15 protein-coding genes are annotated in these 16730 nt (G+C 71.8%); 4 read left to right on the top strand and 11 right to left on the bottom strand.

Annotated elements, in window-relative coordinates:
- The first annotated feature begins 74 nt into the window (after positions 1-74).
- Complete coding sequence (gene murA, locus AB0L89_RS35435; RefSeq protein ID WP_365150693.1) at positions 75-1424, top strand: UDP-N-acetylglucosamine 1-carboxyvinyltransferase; 1350 nt, start codon at positions 75-77, stop codon at positions 1422-1424.
- Positions 1425-1517: 93 nt separating this feature from the next.
- Here murA and AB0L89_RS35440 read toward each other — a convergent pair whose 3' ends face one another.
- The 6 genes from AB0L89_RS35440 to AB0L89_RS35465 form a co-directional block, all read right to left on the bottom strand.
- Positions 1518-1799 carry an HU family DNA-binding protein gene (locus AB0L89_RS35440; RefSeq protein ID WP_016645140.1) on the bottom strand — a complete coding sequence of 94 codons (282 nt, stop codon included), beginning with the start codon at positions 1797-1799 and terminating at the stop codon, positions 1518-1520.
- A 299-nt stretch (positions 1800-2098) separates the two neighbouring features.
- Positions 2099-3529, bottom strand: a complete 1431-nt coding sequence (locus AB0L89_RS35445) for an NAD-dependent malic enzyme (RefSeq protein WP_365150697.1) — start codon at positions 3527-3529, stop codon at positions 2099-2101.
- Between the two features lie 402 nt (positions 3530-3931).
- Positions 3932-6307, bottom strand: coding sequence for a UvrD-helicase domain-containing protein (locus AB0L89_RS35450; protein ID WP_365150700.1), 2376 nt, complete (start codon positions 6305-6307; stop codon positions 3932-3934).
- Between the two features lie 109 nt (positions 6308-6416).
- Positions 6417-7214, bottom strand: a complete 798-nt coding sequence (locus AB0L89_RS35455; protein WP_365150703.1) for a zf-HC2 domain-containing protein — start codon at positions 7212-7214, stop codon at positions 6417-6419.
- Positions 7211-7786, bottom strand: a complete 576-nt coding sequence (locus tag AB0L89_RS35460; RefSeq protein WP_365150706.1) for a sigma-70 family RNA polymerase sigma factor — start codon at positions 7784-7786, stop codon at positions 7211-7213. Before AB0L89_RS35460 ends, AB0L89_RS35455 begins: the two co-directional genes overlap by 4 nt.
- Before the next feature lie 117 nt (positions 7787-7903).
- Positions 7904-8497, bottom strand: coding sequence for an ABATE domain-containing protein (locus AB0L89_RS35465; RefSeq protein ID WP_365150709.1), 594 nt, complete (start codon positions 8495-8497; stop codon positions 7904-7906).
- 167 nt (positions 8498-8664) lie between these two features.
- Here AB0L89_RS35465 and AB0L89_RS35470 point away from each other — a divergent pair, with 167 nt between their 5' ends.
- The gene (locus AB0L89_RS35470; protein ID WP_365150712.1) at positions 8665-9246 is read left to right on the top strand and encodes an anthrone oxygenase family protein; all 582 of its coding nucleotides are present in this window, start codon (positions 8665-8667) and stop codon (positions 9244-9246) included.
- 54 nt (positions 9247-9300) lie between these two features.
- On the opposite strand, the gene AB0L89_RS35475 is transcribed toward AB0L89_RS35470, so the two are convergent.
- The 5 genes from AB0L89_RS35475 to AB0L89_RS35495 form a co-directional block, all read right to left on the bottom strand.
- Positions 9301-10521 (bottom strand): uroporphyrinogen-III synthase, encoded by a 1221-nt coding sequence (locus AB0L89_RS35475; protein WP_365150715.1) that lies wholly within the window; start codon positions 10519-10521, stop codon positions 9301-9303.
- A 178-nt stretch (positions 10522-10699) separates the two neighbouring features.
- Complete coding sequence (locus AB0L89_RS35480; protein ID WP_365150718.1) at positions 10700-12094, bottom strand: nitrate/nitrite transporter; 1395 nt, start codon at positions 12092-12094, stop codon at positions 10700-10702.
- Between the two features lie 209 nt (positions 12095-12303).
- Entirely contained in the window at positions 12304-13347 is a 1044-nt protein-coding gene (locus AB0L89_RS35485) for a hypothetical protein (RefSeq protein ID WP_365150721.1), read from the bottom strand.
- On the bottom strand, positions 13335-13994 hold the full coding sequence (locus AB0L89_RS35490) for a hypothetical protein (protein WP_365150724.1): 660 nt from the start codon (positions 13992-13994) through the stop codon (positions 13335-13337). The genes AB0L89_RS35485 and AB0L89_RS35490 overlap by 13 nt, the downstream gene beginning before the upstream one ends.
- A gap of 259 nt (positions 13995-14253) precedes the next feature.
- Positions 14254-14787, bottom strand: a complete 534-nt coding sequence (locus AB0L89_RS35495; protein ID WP_365150727.1) for a MarR family transcriptional regulator — start codon at positions 14785-14787, stop codon at positions 14254-14256.
- A 129-nt stretch (positions 14788-14916) separates the two neighbouring features.
- Between AB0L89_RS35495 and AB0L89_RS35500 the strand changes: the two genes are divergently transcribed.
- Positions 14917-15939, top strand: a complete 1023-nt coding sequence (locus AB0L89_RS35500) for an EamA family transporter (protein WP_365150730.1) — start codon at positions 14917-14919, stop codon at positions 15937-15939.
- Positions 15940-15993: 54 nt separating this feature from the next.
- Entirely contained in the window at positions 15994-16638 is a 645-nt protein-coding gene (locus AB0L89_RS35505; protein ID WP_365150733.1) for an NAD(P)H-binding protein, read from the top strand.
- Positions 16639-16730 lie beyond the last annotated feature (92 nt).

Genomic DNA, 16730 nt, shown 5'->3' on the forward strand with positions numbered 1-16730 from the left:
TTACGGAAGGGGGGTACGCGGCCATTACGCTTGCCCTTTGGTCCCCCCGTCCATCCAATCGGAACGCGAGATTCATGACCGTCACCGGCATTGACGATGTACTGCTTGTCCACGGCGGCACCCCGCTCGAGGGCGAGATCCGTGTGCGCGGCGCGAAGAACCTCGTGCCCAAGGCCATGGTCGCCGCGCTGCTCGGCAGCGCTCCGAGCCGGCTGCGCAATGTCCCCGACATCCGGGACGTCCGAGTCGTACGCGGCCTGCTGCAGCTGCACGGCGTGACGGTCCGCCCCGGTGAGGAGCCGGGCGAGCTGATCATGGACCCGTCGCACGTCGAGAGCGCCAACGTCGCCGACATCGACGCCCACGCCGGCTCCTCGCGCATCCCGATCCTCTTCTGCGGCCCGCTCCTGCACCGCCTCGGGCACGCCTTCATCCCGGGCCTCGGCGGCTGCGACATCGGCGGCCGGCCGATCGACTTCCACTTCGAGGTGCTCCGCCAGTTCGGCGCGACCATCGAGAAGCGCGCCGACGGCCAGTACCTGGAGGCCCCGCAGCGCCTGCGCGGCACCAAGATCCGCCTGCCGTACCCGTCCGTGGGCGCCACCGAGCAGGTCCTGCTCACCGCCGTGCTCGCCGAGGGTGTGACCGAGCTCTCGAACGCCGCGGTCGAGCCGGAGATCGAGGACCTGATCTGCGTCCTGCAGAAAATGGGCGCGATCATCGCCATGGACACCGACCGGACCATACGGATCACCGGTGTCGACAGCCTCGGCGGCTACAACCACCACGCCCTCTCGGACCGCCTGGAGGCCGCCTCCTGGGCTTCCGCGGCCCTGGCGACCGAAGGCAACATCTACGTCCGCGGCGCCCAGCAGCGCTCGATGATGACGTTCCTGAACACCTACCGGAAGGTGGGCGGTGCCTTCGAGATCGACGACGAGGGCATCCGCTTCTGGCACCCGGGCGGCTCGCTGAACGCCATCGCCCTGGAGACGGACGTGCACCCCGGCTTCCAGACCGACTGGCAGCAGCCGCTGGTCGTGGCGCTCACCCAGGCGGCGGGCCTGTCCATCGTCCACGAGACGGTCTACGAGTCCCGCCTCGGCTTCACCTCCGCGCTCAACCAGATGGGCGCACACATCCAGCTCTACCGCGAGTGCCTGGGCGGCTCGGACTGCCGCTTCGGCCAGCGCAACTTCCTGCACTCGGCGGTCGTCAGCGGCCCCACCAAGCTGCAGGGCGCCGACCTGGTCATCCCCGACCTGCGCGGCGGCTTCTCGTACCTCATCGCGGCGCTGGCGGCGCAGGGCACCTCCCGCGTCCACGGCATCGACCTGATCAACCGCGGCTACGAGAACTTCATGGAGAAGCTCGTGGAGCTCGGCGCGAAGGTCGAGCTGCCCGGCAAGGCGGCGCTGGGCTAGACAGGACGGGCCCGGCGTCCCGCGCCGGGCCCGAGAACACGTGAGAGGGGCGGTCACCCACCGGGTGACCGCCCCTCTTCGCTGCTTGAGGCCTTACTTGCCCTTCGCGGCTTCCTTCAGCTTGGAACCGGCCGAAACCTTGACGCTGTAGCCGGCCGGGATGTTGATCGGCTCGCCGGTCTGCGGGTTGCGGGCGGTGCGAGCGGCACGGTGGGTGCGCTCGAAGGTCAGGAAGCCGGGGATGGTGACCTTCTCGTCGCCCTTGGCAACGATCTCGCCGACGGTCTCGGCGAACGCGGCCAGCACGGCGTCGGCGTCCTTGCGGGTCACCTCGGCGCGGTCGGCCAGCGCGGCCACCAGCTCACTGCGGTTCATTTTTGTACTCCCGTGTTCTTTTGCCGTTGAGGCGTGCCACGCGGCAGAGCCGCATGATGGGCACAGCGAAGACGATGCTGCCAGGGTCCTTGGACAGTCCCCGGACCCGGGTCTGACGTCAGACCCTCGCGCCCGATTACGCATCCTGCCCCCACCTGCGGCGGGAAAGCGAATCCGGCGCCCGCTGGGGTCACACGAAAAGCTTCCGCCGCCCCTCGAAAGAAGGGGCCGGAGGGCTTACTGCCAAGCCACCCTAGAGGGGCCCGTCGGGCCCTGGTCGGGCGACGCGCCGGAGCGCCCTAGGCCGTGGGACCCGTCACAGCGGCTCCCGCGGCCTTCGCGGCCGTGCGCACCGCGCCGGCCACCGCGCCCGCGACCCTGTCGTTGAAGACGCTGGGGATGATGTAGTTCCGGTTCAGCTCGTCCTCGGCGACGACGTCCGCCAGGGCGCCCGCGGCGGCCAGCATCATCTCGGTGTTGACCGTGCGCGACTGGGCGTCGAGCAGGCCGCGGAAGACGCCAGGGAAGACCAGCACGTTGTTGATCTGGTTGGGGAAGTCCGAGCGCCCGGTGGCCACAACTGCCGCCGTCTGGCGGGCGATTGCCGGGTCGACCTCCGGGTCCGGGTTCGCGAGCGCGAACACGATCGCGCCGTCGGCCATGGCCGCGACGTCGTCGCCGTTCAGCACGTTCGGAGCCGAGACGCCGATGAAGACATCGGCACCGACGACGGCCTCCTTGAGCGTGCCGCTCAGGCCCTCGGGGTTGGTGTTGTCGGCGATCCAGCGCAGCGGCGAGTCCGCGTCGGCGGAGACCAGGTCCTCGCGGTCGGCGTGCACGACGCCGTGGATGTCGGCCACCACGGCGTTCTTGACGCCCGCGGCCAGCAGGAGCTTCAGGATCGCCGTACCGGCCGCGCCGGCGCCGGACATGACCACGCGGACCTCGCCGATCCCCTTGCCCACCACGCGCAGGGCGTTGGTGAGGGCGGCCAGGACGACGATCGCGGTGCCGTGCTGGTCGTCGTGGAAGACGGGGATGTCGAGGGCCTCGCGCAGCCGGGCCTCGATCTCGAAGCAGCGGGGCGCGGAGATGTCCTCCAGGTTGATGCCCGCGAAGCCGGGGGCGATGGCCTTGACGATCTCGACGATGGCGTCGGTGTCCTGGGTGTCCAGGCAGATCGGCCAGGCGTCGATGTCGGCGAAGCGCTTGAAGAGGGCCGCCTTGCCCTCCATGACCGGCATGGCGGCCATCGGGCCGATGTTGCCGAGGCCGAGGACGGCCGAGCCGTCCGTTACGACCGCAACGGTGTTGCGCTTGATGGTGAGGCGGCGGGCGTCCTCGGGGTTCTCGGCGATCGCCATGCAGACGCGGGCCACGCCCGGCGTGTAGACCATGGACAGGTCGTCACGGTTGCGGATGGGGTGCTTCGACGCCATCTCGATCTTGCCGCCGAGGTGCATCAGGAACGTACGGTCCGAGACCTTGCCGAGGGTGACGCCCTCGATGCCGCGCAGTTCCTCGACGATCTCGTCGGCGTGCGCCGTGGAGGTCGCCGCGATCGTCACGTCGATCCGCAGCATCTCGTGGCCGGAGGCCGTGACGTCGAGGCCGGTGACCGAGCCCCCGGATGACTCGACGGCCGTGGTGAGCTGGGAGACCGCGGTTCCGCTCGCGGGCACCTCCAGCCGGACCGTCATCGAGTAGGAGACGCTGGGCGCCGTTGCCATGGCCGACTTCCTCTGCTTTCACCTTGTAGCTCTTGCCGTCCGATGGTCGCACCTACCGTCGAGTACCTGGTAGTCACCCCGGATTGAGAACGTTTTGTTCATCGGCCAGTGCGCTGCAGTTTCGGAAACTTGTTTCCACCATACGAGAAGTGGGCTCTGGTTGGAAGAGGCGCCCGGAACACAGAAAGAGGCCCACGTCACGTGGTGACGTGGGCCTCTCTCATACGTTCATGACACCGACCCGCCATGCTCGCCTCGCGGCAAGTGGTCGCTCGTAGCGACGAAGGTTGGGCCCGGGGGCTTGGATCGAGCCGGTGCCACATCCAAGGTAACAAACGATCCCCGTAAGGCAATTCCCGTCTCGGGAAGCCGCTCGAACCCGTCCCGCGACCGGCCGGCCGGTCAGTCCCTGAGCAGGTCCGGCACCCCGTCCGCGTCCGGCTCGTCCCGGGCGCCCGACAGGACCGTGAGCTGCTGCGTCGCGCGCGTCAGCGCCACGTACAGCACCCGCAGGCCCGCCGGGGACTCGTCCGCGATCTCCGCCGGGGAGACGACGACCGTCGCGTCGTACTCCAGGCCCTTGGCCTCCAGGCTGCCCAGCGCCACGACGCGCTCGCCGAGGTCCGCGAGCCAGCGGGCCGCCTGCTCGCGGCGGTTCATCGCCACGACGACGCCGACGGTGCCGTCGACCCGCTCCAGGAGCCGCGCCGCCTCCTCCCGCACCGACGCGCCGAGGTCCCCGTCCCGCACGACGCAGAAGCGGGGCTCCACGCCGGTGGAGCGGACCGCCGACGGGGACGTGGAGCCGGGCATCGCAAGGGCAAGGACCTTGGCGGCGACCTCCGCGATCTCGGAGGGGTTGCGGTAGTTCACGGTGAGCGTGAAGCGGCGGCGCGGGCGGGTGCCGAGGGCCTCGTCGCGGGCCTCGGCCGCCTCGTCCGGGTCGGACCAGGAGGACTGGGCCGGGTCGCCGACGACCGTCCAGGTGGCGTGCCGGCCGCGGCGGCCCACCATGCGCCACTGCATCGGCGTCAGGTCCTGGGCCTCGTCCACGATGACGTGGGCGTACTCGGTGCGCTCCGCCGCCAGGCGCTCGGCGCGCTCGCGCTGGGACTCCTCGCGCTGCGGCATCAGCTCCTCAAGGCCGGTCAGCAGGTCGAGCGGGTCCAGCTCGCGCTTCTTCTTGGGGCGGTGCGGGGTGCCGAGGATCGCCTGGAGCTCGTCCAGGAGCGCCACGTCGTGCACGGACAGGGCCTCGCGCCGCAGCGAGCGGGCGACCTTGCGGACCTCGCCGGGGTTGAGGACGCGCCGGGCCCAGCGGCCGAGCCGCTTCTCGTCGCCCATCGCCGTGAGCACCGCCCGGGGCGTGAGCTCGGGCCACCACGCGTCGAGGAAGCGGAGGAAGTCGTCCTCGGAGGTGATGTCGTCGTCGAAGGAGGAGCGGAGCTCGGCGGCGAGCTCGGGGTCGCTGTGCCGGCCGGCCGCGCCGGACTGCGACCACAGGGCGTCCAGGAGGAGCTTGCGGGCGCGCGGGCGCAGCAGGTTGACGGGGGCGGTGCCGCCGAGCGCGTTGCGGCGGATGCGGTTCAGCTGGCCGGCGTCCAGTTCGAGGCGGCGGCCGAAGGCGACGACGCGCAGGCGGGTGGGGGTGCCCCGGATCGCCGAGGACTCCGCGGGCTCCGCGGGCTCCTCGGGCTCCTCGCCGAAGGCCAGCTGCCCGTCCTGCGGGGCGGCGGAGGCCGGGGCGGCGGGTGCCCCCGTCCCCTCCAGCGCCCCCCGCGCCGCCTTCCTGAGCACCTTCAGCATGCGCGAGGAGCCCTTGACGCGGGCCACCGCAGGGCTGTCGTACTCCGTGGCCTCCACGCCGTCCACCAGGGAGCCGACCGCGCGGATCGCGACCTGGCCCTCCTCGCCGAGGGAGGGCAGCACGCCCTCGGTGTAGGCGACCAGGAGCGGGGTCGGCGAGACGATGAGGATGCCGCCCGAGTACCGGCGCCGGTCCTGGTAGAGGAGGTACGCGGCGCGGTGCAGCGCCACCGCCGTCTTGCCGGTGCCGGGTCCGCCCTCCACGTACGTCACCGAGGCGGCGGGCGCGCGGATCACCAGGTCCTGCTCGGCCTGGATGGACGCCACGATGTCCCGCATCGAGTGGCTGCGGGCCTGGCCGAGCGCGGCCATCAGGGCGCCGTCGCCGATCACCGGGAGCGCCTCGCCGTCGAGGTACGCGGTGATCTCCGGGCGCATCAGGTCGTCCTCGACGCCCAGGACCTTGCGGCCCTTGGAGCGGATGACGCGCCGGCGCACGACCCGGCCGGGGTCCACGGGGGTGGAGCGGTAGAAGGGGGCGGCGGCCGGCGCGCGCCAGTCGATGACCAGCGGGGAGTAGTCGGCGTCCAGGACGCCGATGCGGCCGATGTGCAGGGTCTCCGCGATGTCCGCGCGCTTGCCGCTCCCGTCCTCGACGACCGCGCCCTCGGCGGGCTCGACCGCCGTGTACGCCCCGTCGGGCCCCTTCTTGCCGTCCTTGCCCTGAAGCAGGTCGATGCGGCCGAAGAGGAAGTCCTCGAACTCGTTGTTGAGCCGGTTCAGATGGACGCCGGCGCGGAAGACCTGCGCGTCGCGCTCCGCGAGCGCGCCCGGCGTGCCCACCTGGGAGCGCTTGGCCGCGTCGTTCATCAGGAACTCGGCCTCGTGGATCTTCTCTTCGAGACGCCGGTAGACCTGGTCGAGATGTTCCTGTTCGACGCTGATCTCGCGGTCGCGTGTGCCTGACGGCATTACTGCGTTGACGTCGGCCACCGGGGCCCCTTTCACACCGTGCTGCTGCCCGTACCGAGCAGCCGTCCACCTTAGGCGAAAGGGGGCCCCGCTGTGCACGTGTCGTGCGCTACACGTCCACTTTGACCAGGCGCTGTCCGTCGAACGTCGTCACCTCGAAGTGATCGATGTCGTTGCGGTCCATCGCCGCGCCCCCGTGGACGTACAGCGGACTGCGCGCCCACTTGATCGGGCTGTCCTTGATGCCGTACCCCCACTTGGGCACCGACCAGCTGGTGACCGTCTCCTTCTCGCCGTCCTTGCCGACGGCGACCAGGGAGCACTTGAGCGGGCCCTTGACGTTCTTCAGCTCCAGGACGGCGTGCGTGCCCCAGGCCTTCTTCTCCGTGCCGACCGTCGCGCTGACCTTGGTCGACGGGTCGGTGGCCGCCGACTTCTCCTCCATGTGGTGGAAGAAGGCGTCCTCCGCGGGGCTGGTGGAGTGCGGCTGGGCCACCGCGTCCTTGGAGCCGCCGTCGTCGCCGGTCACCGCGAGGACCGTGAGCGGCCCCCCGATGATGAGCGCTGCGGCCGCCGCGACGAGGTACAGGCCGCGCCTGCGCCGGCGCTCCCGCTTGGCCGACACCTCGTCCACGAGGCGCTCGGCGAGCCGGGGACTCGGCCGCGCGGCGAGCTGTTCGCCGATCTCCGGCACGCCCTGCGGGCCCGGCAGGTCCGCGAGCGCGGCGAGCATCGGCTCCATGCCGGAGAACTCCTCCAGCTGGTGGGCGCAGACCTCGCACCCGGCCAGGTGCTCCTCGAACCGGGTGGCCTCCGCGTCGTCCAGGATGCCGAGCGCGTAGGCACCGACGGTCTCGTGGATCGTCTCGTCCTGCCGCGCGCCATGGTGGCCGTAGGACTCGGTCATGCCGTCACCCCCCGCTCCTCGAGCGCCAGCTTCATCGAGCGAAGCGCGTAGAAGACCCGCGAGCGGACCGTGCCGCTGGGGATGCCCAGCGTCTGCGCCGCCTCATTGACCGTACGCCCTTTGAAGTAGGTCTCGACAAGTACCTCCCGGTGCGCGGGAGTCAGGTCCTCCAGCGCGTCCGAGAGAGTCATCAGCCACAGTGCCTTATCGATCTCGTCCTCCGCGGGGATGACCTCCAGCGGCGACGGATCGACCTCCTGCGGCCGGGCCTGCCGGCTGCGGTGACCGTCGATGACGATGCGCCGGGCGACCGTCACCAGCCAGGGGCGTACCGAACCGGTCGCCCGGTTGAGCTGACCGGCGTTCTTCCAGGCACGGATGAGCGTTTCCTGTACGACATCTTCGGCGCGCTGGCGGTCCCCCGCCACCAGCCGGAGCACATAGGCGAGAAGTGGCCCGGCGTGCTCGCGGTAGAGCGCGCGCATCAACTCCTCGTCCGGGCCCGGCGGTTGGCGCAGGCGATGTCGGGGCGGCTGCGGGCGTTCATCGGCCACGGCGGAATCCTTGCGCACGCGTACCTCCGTTGTCCGCGCTTCGGACGGGTCTCATGCCGGAGGTACGTAGGCGGGACGAGACGCGTTCAACGAGCGGGTACGTCCGCGGGGGCGGAGGCCGCGCGCGGACCCCGCTCACGTCCGGGCGAGCGCCGCCCTGCGCCGGTGTCTCGCCACGCGCTCGCGGTTGCCGCACACCTCGCTCGAACACCAGCGGCGGCGCCGCCCCCGGGACGTGTCGAGGTACACGATGGGGCAGTTGTCGCCCTCGCACTGGCGCAGCAGGGCGCGGGCGACCGGGTCGGTGAGCAGGTCGACGGCGTCCCGGGCGACCGCGGCGACCAGCGCCGCGCAGCCGGGGTCGCCGCGCAGGGCACGGACCAGGGTGCCGTCGTCGGCGCGCACCGCGCACGGGGCCGGGGGCGCCGTCGCGGCCAGCGCGTTGACCCGGTCCAGCGCCGCGGCGGCGTCGACGGGGCGGCCGCCGAGCTCGCCGCGCACCAACTGGGCGATGTGGCCGCGCAGTTCGCGGAACGCGGCGAGCCACTGCGGGCCCGCGCCGGGCAGGTGCGCGCCCGCCGGGACGAGACCGGCGCCGGCCAGCCAGGCGCGCAGCCGCTCCACCGAGTCGAGCCGCTCCACGGGGTGGTTCGTCGCCACGAGGTCCAGGCAGCTCCGCCCGGAGTCGAATCGCAGCTCGTACGGAGCCGGGTCCGTGCCCAACGCCATGCGCCTGTCACCGCCTTGGGGGTTACCGGTGAGTGAATGCCGTCGCGTACCCCTACAGTGCCCGCCTCCCGGCGGGTCCGGAACCCCTGCCACCGCGAGACGGTCGCGTATGGGGGCGCGACGGGCGGCCATGGCCGGGGAGCGGGCCGGACGGTTGACTTCTCCCCATGACACAGCAGCGGATGACGAACAGTCAGAACTCGGGGACGGCGGGCGGACCGGCAACGCGCGGGACCGGCCGCGGCGCGGGGCGGGCGGCGGGCCGTACGGCCGGTGCGGTCCTGGGGGCGGCGACGCTGGCCATGGGCCTGATCTCCGGGGCCTTCTACGTGTTCGCGTGTGCCGTCATGCCGGGGCTCGCCCGCAGCGACGACCGCGTCTACGTCGAGGTCATGCAGAACATCAACGACGTGATCCAGAACCCGGTCTTCTTCGCGAGCTTCTTCGGGGCGCTGCTGTGCACGGCGGTCGCCGCCTGGCAGCTGCGCCGCGCCCCGCTGCGGTGGTGGGTGTTCGCGGCGCTGTTCGTGTATGCGGCGGCGTTCGTCCTCACCTCGGGGGCGAACGTCCCCCTGAACGACGAGCTCGCGGCGGCGGGCGACCCGGCGAGGATCGCCGATCCGGCGGCCGTGCGCGAGCGGTTCGAGGACGCGTGGGTGGCCTGGAACGTGGTGCGGGCGGTGCTGTGCACGGTGGCGTTCGGGCTGCTGGCGCGGGCGCTGGTGCTGTTCGGGCGGGCGCGGAGGTAGGGGGCTGCGGGGCTGAAGCCCGCCCAGCCGCCTCTCCCCGCCGGTCCGCCCCCCTCAGTCCGCGTACTTGCCCTCGGCCGTCGGGTCGAGGGCGAGCCGGTAGCCGCGCTTGACCACCGTCTGGATCAGCTTGGGCGCCCCCAGCGCCGTACGCAGCCGGGCCATCGCCGTCTCCACCGCGTGCTCGTCGCGGCCCGCGCCCGGCAGCGCCCGCAGCAGCTCCGCGCGGGCCACGACCCAGCCGGGGCGGCGGGCCAGGGCGCGCAGCAGGGCCATCCCCGCGGGCGGCACGGCCCGCAGTTCGTCGTCGACGAGGACGGCGTGCCCGCGGATCTCGACCCGGTGCCCGGCGATGGGCAACGCCCGTGCGCGGGACGGGAGTTCCTGGCACAGCAGCTGCACGAGGGGGCCGAGCCGGAAGCGTTCGGGCCGCACCGTGTCCAGGCCGAGGGACTGGAGCGGCAGCGCGGTGACGGGGCCCACGCAGGCGGACAGCACGTCGTGGCGCAGCGCGGCGAGCAGCTCGGCCGTCATGCCCCGCTCCTCGGCGCGGGCGAGCAGCGAGGCGGCGGCGGGCGCGCTGGTGAACGTCACCGCGTCGACGCCCCGTCCGACCAGCGCGTCGAGCAGCCGGTCCACGGGGCCGAGGTCCTCCGGCGGCAGCCACCGGTAGACGGGGACGCCGACGACCTCCGCGCCCCCGGCGCGCAGCGCCTCGACGAAGCCGGGCAGCGGCTCGCCGTGCAGCTGGAGCGCGATGCGCCGCCCGTCGACGCCCTCGCCGAGCAGCCGGTCGAGGACCTCCGCCATGGACTCGGAGGAGGGCGACCACTCCTCGGTGAGCCCGGCCGCGCGCACGGCGCCCTTGACCTTCGGCCCGCGCGCGAGCAGTTCGACGCCCCGCAGACAGCCGAGCAGGGCCTCGCCGTACCCCCAGCCGTCGGCGGCCTCGATCCAGCCGCGGAAGCCGATGGCGGTGGTGGCGACCACGACGTCCGGCGCGTGGTCGATCAACTCCTTGGTGGCGGCGAGGAGTTCGCTGTCGTCGGCGAGCGGCACGATGCGCAGGGCGGGCGCGTGCAGCACGGTGGCACCGCGCCGCCGCAGCAGCGCGCCGAGCTCGTCGGCGCGGCGGGCGGCGGTCACGCCGACGGTGAATCCGGCGAGGGGGCCGTGCTCCGGCGCCGTCGGGGCCGTGCCGGGGTGCGCGTTCAGGGGATGGGCGTTGCCGGGAAGGGCGTTCTCGGGAAGGCCGTGCGTGGGTCCGTCGCGCATAGGTCCGTCTCGTCTCGTCCTGCTCGTGGCTCGTCCTGCTCGTGGTGCGCGCCCTGCCCTTCGGCTGGCGGGCGGCGGTCGGCGGGCGGCGGACGACCGAGCCTGTCAACGGCGCGTGTCAGGCCCGGTTCGCGACGATGTCCGCCAGGTTACGTCCATGATCCATGCGTCGAACGGATCACACCTCGGCGTATCCGAGCTGCGTTTTCACCTCGCGCGCGCCCTCGCGCGCGCCCTCACCCTCCCCCTTGGCCCGGGCCTCGGTCCCGGCGCCGGGGAGCGCGGGGGTGACGGCCCGCGGCCGGCGAAGGTATACGGCCCAGGTCACGCCCGAGCACACCGCGTAGAACCCGAGAAAGGAAAGGAACGCCCCGGTCCCGGACCCGACCGTCTGGAAGGACTGCCGCAGCGCGAGGTTGATGCCGAGCCCGCCGAGCGCGCCGACGGCCCCGATCAGCCCCATGGCGGCCCCGGACAGCCGCCTGGCGCGGGCGGCGGCCTCCTCGCCCACGAGCCCCGCCCGCTCGGCCTTCGCCTGGAAGATGCCGGGGATCATCTTGTACGTCGACCCGTTGCCGAGCCCGGTCAGCACGAACAGCGCGATGAACGCGCCGACGAACAGCGGCAGCGACTCCCGCACGGACGCGAGCACGACCACGCCGGTCGCGGCGCCCATCGCGGCGAAGTTCCCCAGCGTGATGCGGGCCCCGCCGAACCGGTCGGCGAGCCGTCCGCCCACGGGCCGGATCAGCGAGCCGAGCAGCGGCCCGACGAAGGTGAGCTGGGCGGCCTCCAGCGGGGTCCGCCCGAACTGCGTCTGGAGCACGAGCCCGAAGGCGAAGCTGTACCCGATGAACGACCCGAAGGTCCCCACGTACAGCAGGGACATGATCCAGGTGTGCGGATCGCGCACGGCGGCCTTCGCCGCGCCGGTGTCGTTGCGCACGGACGCGATGCTGTCCATGTACAGGGCGGCGCAGACGGCGGACACGACGACGAGCGGGATGTAGATCCCGAGCACGAGGCGCGGCCCGCCCCCGGCGCCGATGGCGGCGAGCCCGACGAGCTGCACCACGGGCACCCCGATGTTGCCGCCGCCCGCGTTGAGCCCCAGCGCCCACCCCTTCTTCCGCAGCGGGAAGAAGGAGTTGATGTTGGTCATGCTGGACGCGAAGTTGCCCCCGCCGATGCCGGTGAGCAGGGCGCACACCATGAAGGTGGAGTACGACGTGCCGGGCTCCATGACGACGAAGGCGGCGACGGTCGGCAGCAGCAGGAGGGAGGCGGCGACGACGGTCCACTCCCGCCCCCCGAACCGGGCGACGGCGAACGTGTAGGGCACGCGGACGACGGCCCCCACGAGGGTCGCCATCGACACGAGGAAGAACTTCCCCGCGGCGTCGATCCCGTACTCGGGCCCCATGAACAGGACCATCACGGACCACAGGCTCCACACCGAGAACCCGATGTGCTCCGACAGCACGGAGAACGCCAGATTCCGCCGCGCGACCCGCTCCCCGCCCTCCTCCTTCCAGAACCTCTCGTCCTCCGGCTCCCACCGCTCGATCCACATCACATGCCTCCACGGAGTAGTCGCCGTGCCCCGGCCGACGCTCCAGAAGGTAGGGAGACCGCATTTCAGCCCTGTGCCCCACGGTGACCACCGGGGAACGTTGCTCTCACTCGGGGTGGGGTGGGGTGGTGAGGGGGCGGCCACCAGGGCCGCGGGCCCGGTTCGGCCGCGGAAGCGCCGGGCGGCGACGCCCGGCGCCCGGCACCTGCTCAGCGGTTGATGGACTGGATCTCTTCGACCTGGACCTGCCGCTCCGCGCCGAACATGCCGTCGGGGAGGTCGCCGCCCTCGCCCGTGGTGCTGGTCCAGCTGATCTTCCAGGTGACGGTCGCCTGAAGGGCGTAGGAGGCGTCGCCGGACGACCGCAGGTACTTCACGCCGCACGGCGGTGCCGTGTCCGCGGGGGTGCCCTTGGGGCGGGGCGTGCCGATCTTGCCGTTCTCGATGGGGCACTCCCCGGAGGCGGGGTAGGTCTCCGCGTCGTCCGTTCCCGGAGTGATCGTGAGCGCGACGGGCTCGGCGGTCGTGGTCGCGGAGAGGCCCGAGCCCGGGATGCCCGCCGTGACGGACACCTTCTTGAACTTGGCCTTGTCCAGCCAGATCCAGGTGGGGAGATTGACCTTCGTCGTACCCTCGGGCGCCATCGTGATCTCGGTGCCGGGCACGGGGAGTTCGTCGTACGCGTACTCCGCGAGGATCCGCGGGTTCACGGCGAGGGGCTCCTTGGGCGTCTCACCCTCGTCGACCCAGAACGGCTGCTTGTCGCAGGCGCTGGCCTCCGGGTCGTCCTTGCGGTTCGGGTTGACCGCCGCCGCCCAGAACATCCCCTTGCCCTGCTTGTCGAGGTTGTAGTCCTTGTACGGCTTGCCCTCCTTGTAGCGGCTGTCGAGGTAGTCGCCGACGAACTCCCCGACGCCGTCGAAGAGCGGTACGCCGTCGCCGAAACCGCGCCACGACTTGACCGTCTTCTCGATCTCCTTGGGCGAGAACGCGGGTTCGTACCAGCAGGCCGGCGGGTTCCAATTGCTGTCCGCCGAGGAGAGGTTGCCGGTCCGCGCGGACGCCGTGTCGCCGTTGACGGACGTCTGCACCTTCGTCTCGACGGTGATGGTGCGGCCGTTCTTGGTGCCCTTGGCCTGCTTGCCGCCCGTCTGGTCGGACCAGCCGGCCCACGCCTGCGGGACCGCCTGAGCAGTGATGACCACGGCCGCGAACGCGACCGTCACCGCGGCCTTGCGGGTCACGGCTGGCACTGGGCGCTCCCCATCTCCGACGTGCTGTTGGTGAGCTGCCACACGCCGTCGGCGTTCTTGCGCAGACGGTCGTTGTAGAGGATGTACGAGTCCTTGCTGGCCGGGGTGACGTTCTTCTTCTTGGTCTTGCGGTCCTTCGTGTACCCCTTGGACTCGTCCGAGCAGTAGGTGAGACCGGCCGAACCATCCTTGCTGAACGTGACCTTCCGGTCAGTGAATCGCACCGTCCCGGCAAGCGTCAGGTCGGACTTGACGAAGTTCCCCGACCACTCGATCGTCCCGAGCAGCCCCGCGCCCTTGCTGTAGAACCGCACGGCATCCGACTTCGGGTCCTGCTTCCCGATCGACTCGACGACCGCTCTCCAGTACTCCGCGTTGTCGCGCAGGACGGCGTCCGTCTTGGCGTCCCCGGCCGCCTCGGGGGCGAACACGAGCTTGACGTCGTCAGGGACGACGACCTTCGGCCGGTCGATCCCATCGGCCGACGCCTCCGGCGACGGCGACTTCTTCGCCTCGTCGCCCGAGTCCGCGCCCGCGATCTTGTCGTTGCCCTTGGACTCGCCGTCACCGCTTCCGCAGGCCGAGAGCGAGAGGACCGCGGCAGTGGTCAGGGCAGCCGCTGCGAGCAGGGCGGGTCGGCGGTTCACTGTCAGCTCCTGGTGGGACGAGAGTTCTCTTGAGTGAACCAAGCTATCCAGGGCAGAAAGGCGAGGCCAGGCCGAGGTCCCCGCTGAGCTGGGCATACGCGGACATAGCAGCCCAGCACTCCCCTCGTTGGCGTGAATTGATCGCCTGGCGCAGCCGATTGATCACCCAGTGCCATACGGCGAGGGCTTGAGGGCCGCGGCGTTCACGCACGCGATAGCAACGCCCCCGCCAGCCCCACCCCGGCCCCACCACCACCCCTCACCCCAGATGCGTGTCCCCCAGCGACACCAGGAGTCGGCGCAGGGCGCCGTCCACGGCCGCGCGGTCCTGCGGGGTCAGGGCCGCCAGCATCCGCTCCTCGTTCGCGATGTGGTCGACCACCGCGCGGTCGACCAGGTCCAGGCCCTCCTCCGTGAGGCGGACGCGGATGGCGCGGCGGTCGTTGGGGTCCTGGCGGCGTTCGATCAGGCCCTTGCGTTCCAGCTTGTCCAGGCGGTTGGTGATCGCGCCGGAGGTCACCATGGCCGTCTTCAGGAGGCCGCCGGCGGTCAGTTCGTGCGGGGCGCCCACCCGGCGCAGGGTCGCGAGGACGTCGAACTCCGGGAACTCCAGGCCGTACTCGGTGAAGACCCGCTTCATGCCCTTGCTCAGCAGGTGGTCCGCCCGCTTGATGCGGCCGACCAGCGCCATCGCGTCCAGGTGCGCGAGGTCCAGGTCGGGTCGCTCGCGGCGCCACTGGCCGCGCAGTTCGTCGATGGCGTCCGCGCTGCCCGTGGTCTCTTGCTCGGTCATCTCTCCGCTTCCTCCCGCGCCCGGAACCAGATCTCTCAACATTCAGATACTTGACGTTCGCAGATCTGGGGTCCATATTTATCTCAACGTTGAGAATAACAGCGTTCAGGGGAACCGAGGGGAAGCGATATGTCCACCGTCGTCAGCAGCAGCACCGCACCGCGGCCGAACGCCACCGAGGCCGTCACGGGCGAGGCCACCACCAAGACGGCCACCACCAAGACGGGCGCCACCACGACGGGGGCCAGCAAGGCCAAGGCCGCCGCCGTCAAGGCGACCTCCGCCAAGGCCGCCGCCGGTATCGCCGCGCTCGCCGCCATCGGCCCCGCCACCTGGGGCACCACCTACGTCACGACGACCGAACTCCTCCCCCCGGACCGCCCGTTGCTCGCCGCCGCCCTGCGCGCGCTGCCCGCCGGACTCATCCTGCTCGCACTCACCCGGCGCCTGCCGCGCGGCGACTGGTGGTGGAAGGCGACCGTGCTCGGCATCCTCAACTTCGGCGCCTTCTTCCCGCTCCTCTTCTTCGGCGCCTACCGGCTGCCCGGCGGCGTCGCCTCCACGATCAGCGCCGTCATGCCGCTGCTCGTCGCGGGCTTCGGGATCGGCGTACTGAAGGTGCGGCCCACGCGTCGTACGTTGCTCGCGGGACTCGTCGGCGTCGGCGGCGTCGGCCTGCTGGTCCTGCGCGGCAGCGCCGCCGTCGACCTCGCCGGGATCGCCGCGATGCTGACGGCGACCACGCTGATGGCCCTCGCCGTGGTGCTGACCAAGCGGTGGGGGCGGCCCGAGGGCGTCTCGCTGCTCGCCTTCACCGGGTGGCAGCTGACCGTGGGCGGACTCGTCCTTGCCCCGATCGCCCTCACCGCCGAGGGCCTGCCGGACCACTTCACCGGCGCCAACCTCGCCGGCTACGCCTACCTCGGCATCATCGGCACGGCCCTCGCGTACGCCCTCTGGTTCCGCGGCATCGAGCGCCTGCCCGCCTCCTCCGTGTCCTTCCTCGGTCTGACCAACCCGGTCGTCGCGACGCTGGCCGGACTGCTCGTCCTGGGGCAGACGCTCACCCTCTGGCAGGTCGGCGGCCTGGTCCTGGTGGTGGCGAGCGTCGTCCTCGGCCAGACCCGCACCCGCCCGGCACCCCGCGCGTAACCCCCACCGCACAGCACCGCCCCCCGCCCCACCCACTCCCAAGGAGCCACGACCATGCGCATCACCGTCTTCGGAGCAGCAGGCAACACCGGCAGCCGCGTCGTCGCCGAGGCCCTCTCCCGCGGCCACGAGGTCACCGCGGTCGTCCGCGACGCCGCCCGCTTCCCCGCGCTCCACCCGGGCGCCACGCACCGCACGGGTGACGCCAAGAACCCTTCCGAGGTACGGGAGTTGAGCGCGGGCCAGGACCTGGTCGTCAACGCGACAAGACCGGCGCCCGGCCGCGAGGCCGACCATCCCGCCATCTCCAGGTCACTCCTGGCGGGCCTGGCCGGAACGGGCGTCCGCCTCCTGGTCGTCGGTGGCGCGGGCAGCCTGACCGTCCCCGGCACGGCGGGCGTCCTCGCGATCGACGACACGCGCTACATCCCCACGGCCTGGCGCGCCATCGCCTCGGCGTCCACCGCCCAGTACGAGGCGATCCGCACGGCGGACACGGACGTCGACTGGACCTACCTGAGCCCCGCGGCCCTCTTCGAACCGGGCGTGCGCACCGGCGAGTTCCGCCTCTTCAAGGACGAACTCCCGGTGGCCGCGGACGGCACCTCGTCCGTCTCGATGGAGGACCTGGCGGTGGCTCTCCTGGACGAGGCGGAATCCCCGACCCACTCCCGCACCCGCTTCGCGGTCGGCTACTGAGCGGGCCGCACACCCGATGAGCCCCGGTCGGCCCGCGTGACACAGGCCGCCCGCAGCGAGGTGATGCTCTTGGCGAGCGAGTGCAGGATGAT

The sequence above is a fragment of the Streptomyces sp. NPDC052114 genome, from assembly GCF_040680155.1.
Taxonomy (GTDB): Bacteria; Actinomycetota; Actinomycetes; order Streptomycetales; family Streptomycetaceae; genus Streptomyces.

Bases quoted from the DNA above. Each gene is read 5' to 3' on its own strand.
- murA (WP_365150693.1), top strand. From the start codon at position 75: ATGACCGTCACCGGCATTGACGATGTACTGCTTGTCCACGGCGGCACC.
- AB0L89_RS35440 (WP_016645140.1), bottom strand. From the start codon at position 1,799: ATGAACCGCAGTGAGCTGGTGGCCGCGCTGGCCGACCGCGCCGAGGTG.
- AB0L89_RS35445 (WP_365150697.1), bottom strand. From the start codon at position 3,529: ATGGCAACGGCGCCCAGCGTCTCCTACTCGATGACGGTCCGGCTGGAG.
- AB0L89_RS35450 (WP_365150700.1), bottom strand. From the start codon at position 6,307: ATGCCGTCAGGCACACGCGACCGCGAGATCAGCGTCGAACAGGAACAT.
- AB0L89_RS35455 (WP_365150703.1), bottom strand. From the start codon at position 7,214: ATGACCGAGTCCTACGGCCACCATGGCGCGCGGCAGGACGAGACGATC.
- AB0L89_RS35465 (WP_365150709.1), bottom strand. From the start codon at position 8,497: ATGGCGTTGGGCACGGACCCGGCTCCGTACGAGCTGCGATTCGACTCC.
- AB0L89_RS35470 (WP_365150712.1), top strand. From the start codon at position 8,665: ATGACACAGCAGCGGATGACGAACAGTCAGAACTCGGGGACGGCGGGC.
- AB0L89_RS35475 (WP_365150715.1), bottom strand. From the start codon at position 10,521: ATGCGCGACGGACCCACGCACGGCCTTCCCGAGAACGCCCTTCCCGGC.
- AB0L89_RS35480 (WP_365150718.1), bottom strand. From the start codon at position 12,094: ATGTGGATCGAGCGGTGGGAGCCGGAGGACGAGAGGTTCTGGAAGGAG.
- AB0L89_RS35495 (WP_365150727.1), bottom strand. From the start codon at position 14,787: ATGACCGAGCAAGAGACCACGGGCAGCGCGGACGCCATCGACGAACTG.
- AB0L89_RS35500 (WP_365150730.1), top strand. From the start codon at position 14,917: ATGTCCACCGTCGTCAGCAGCAGCACCGCACCGCGGCCGAACGCCACC.
- AB0L89_RS35505 (WP_365150733.1), top strand. From the start codon at position 15,994: ATGCGCATCACCGTCTTCGGAGCAGCAGGCAACACCGGCAGCCGCGTC.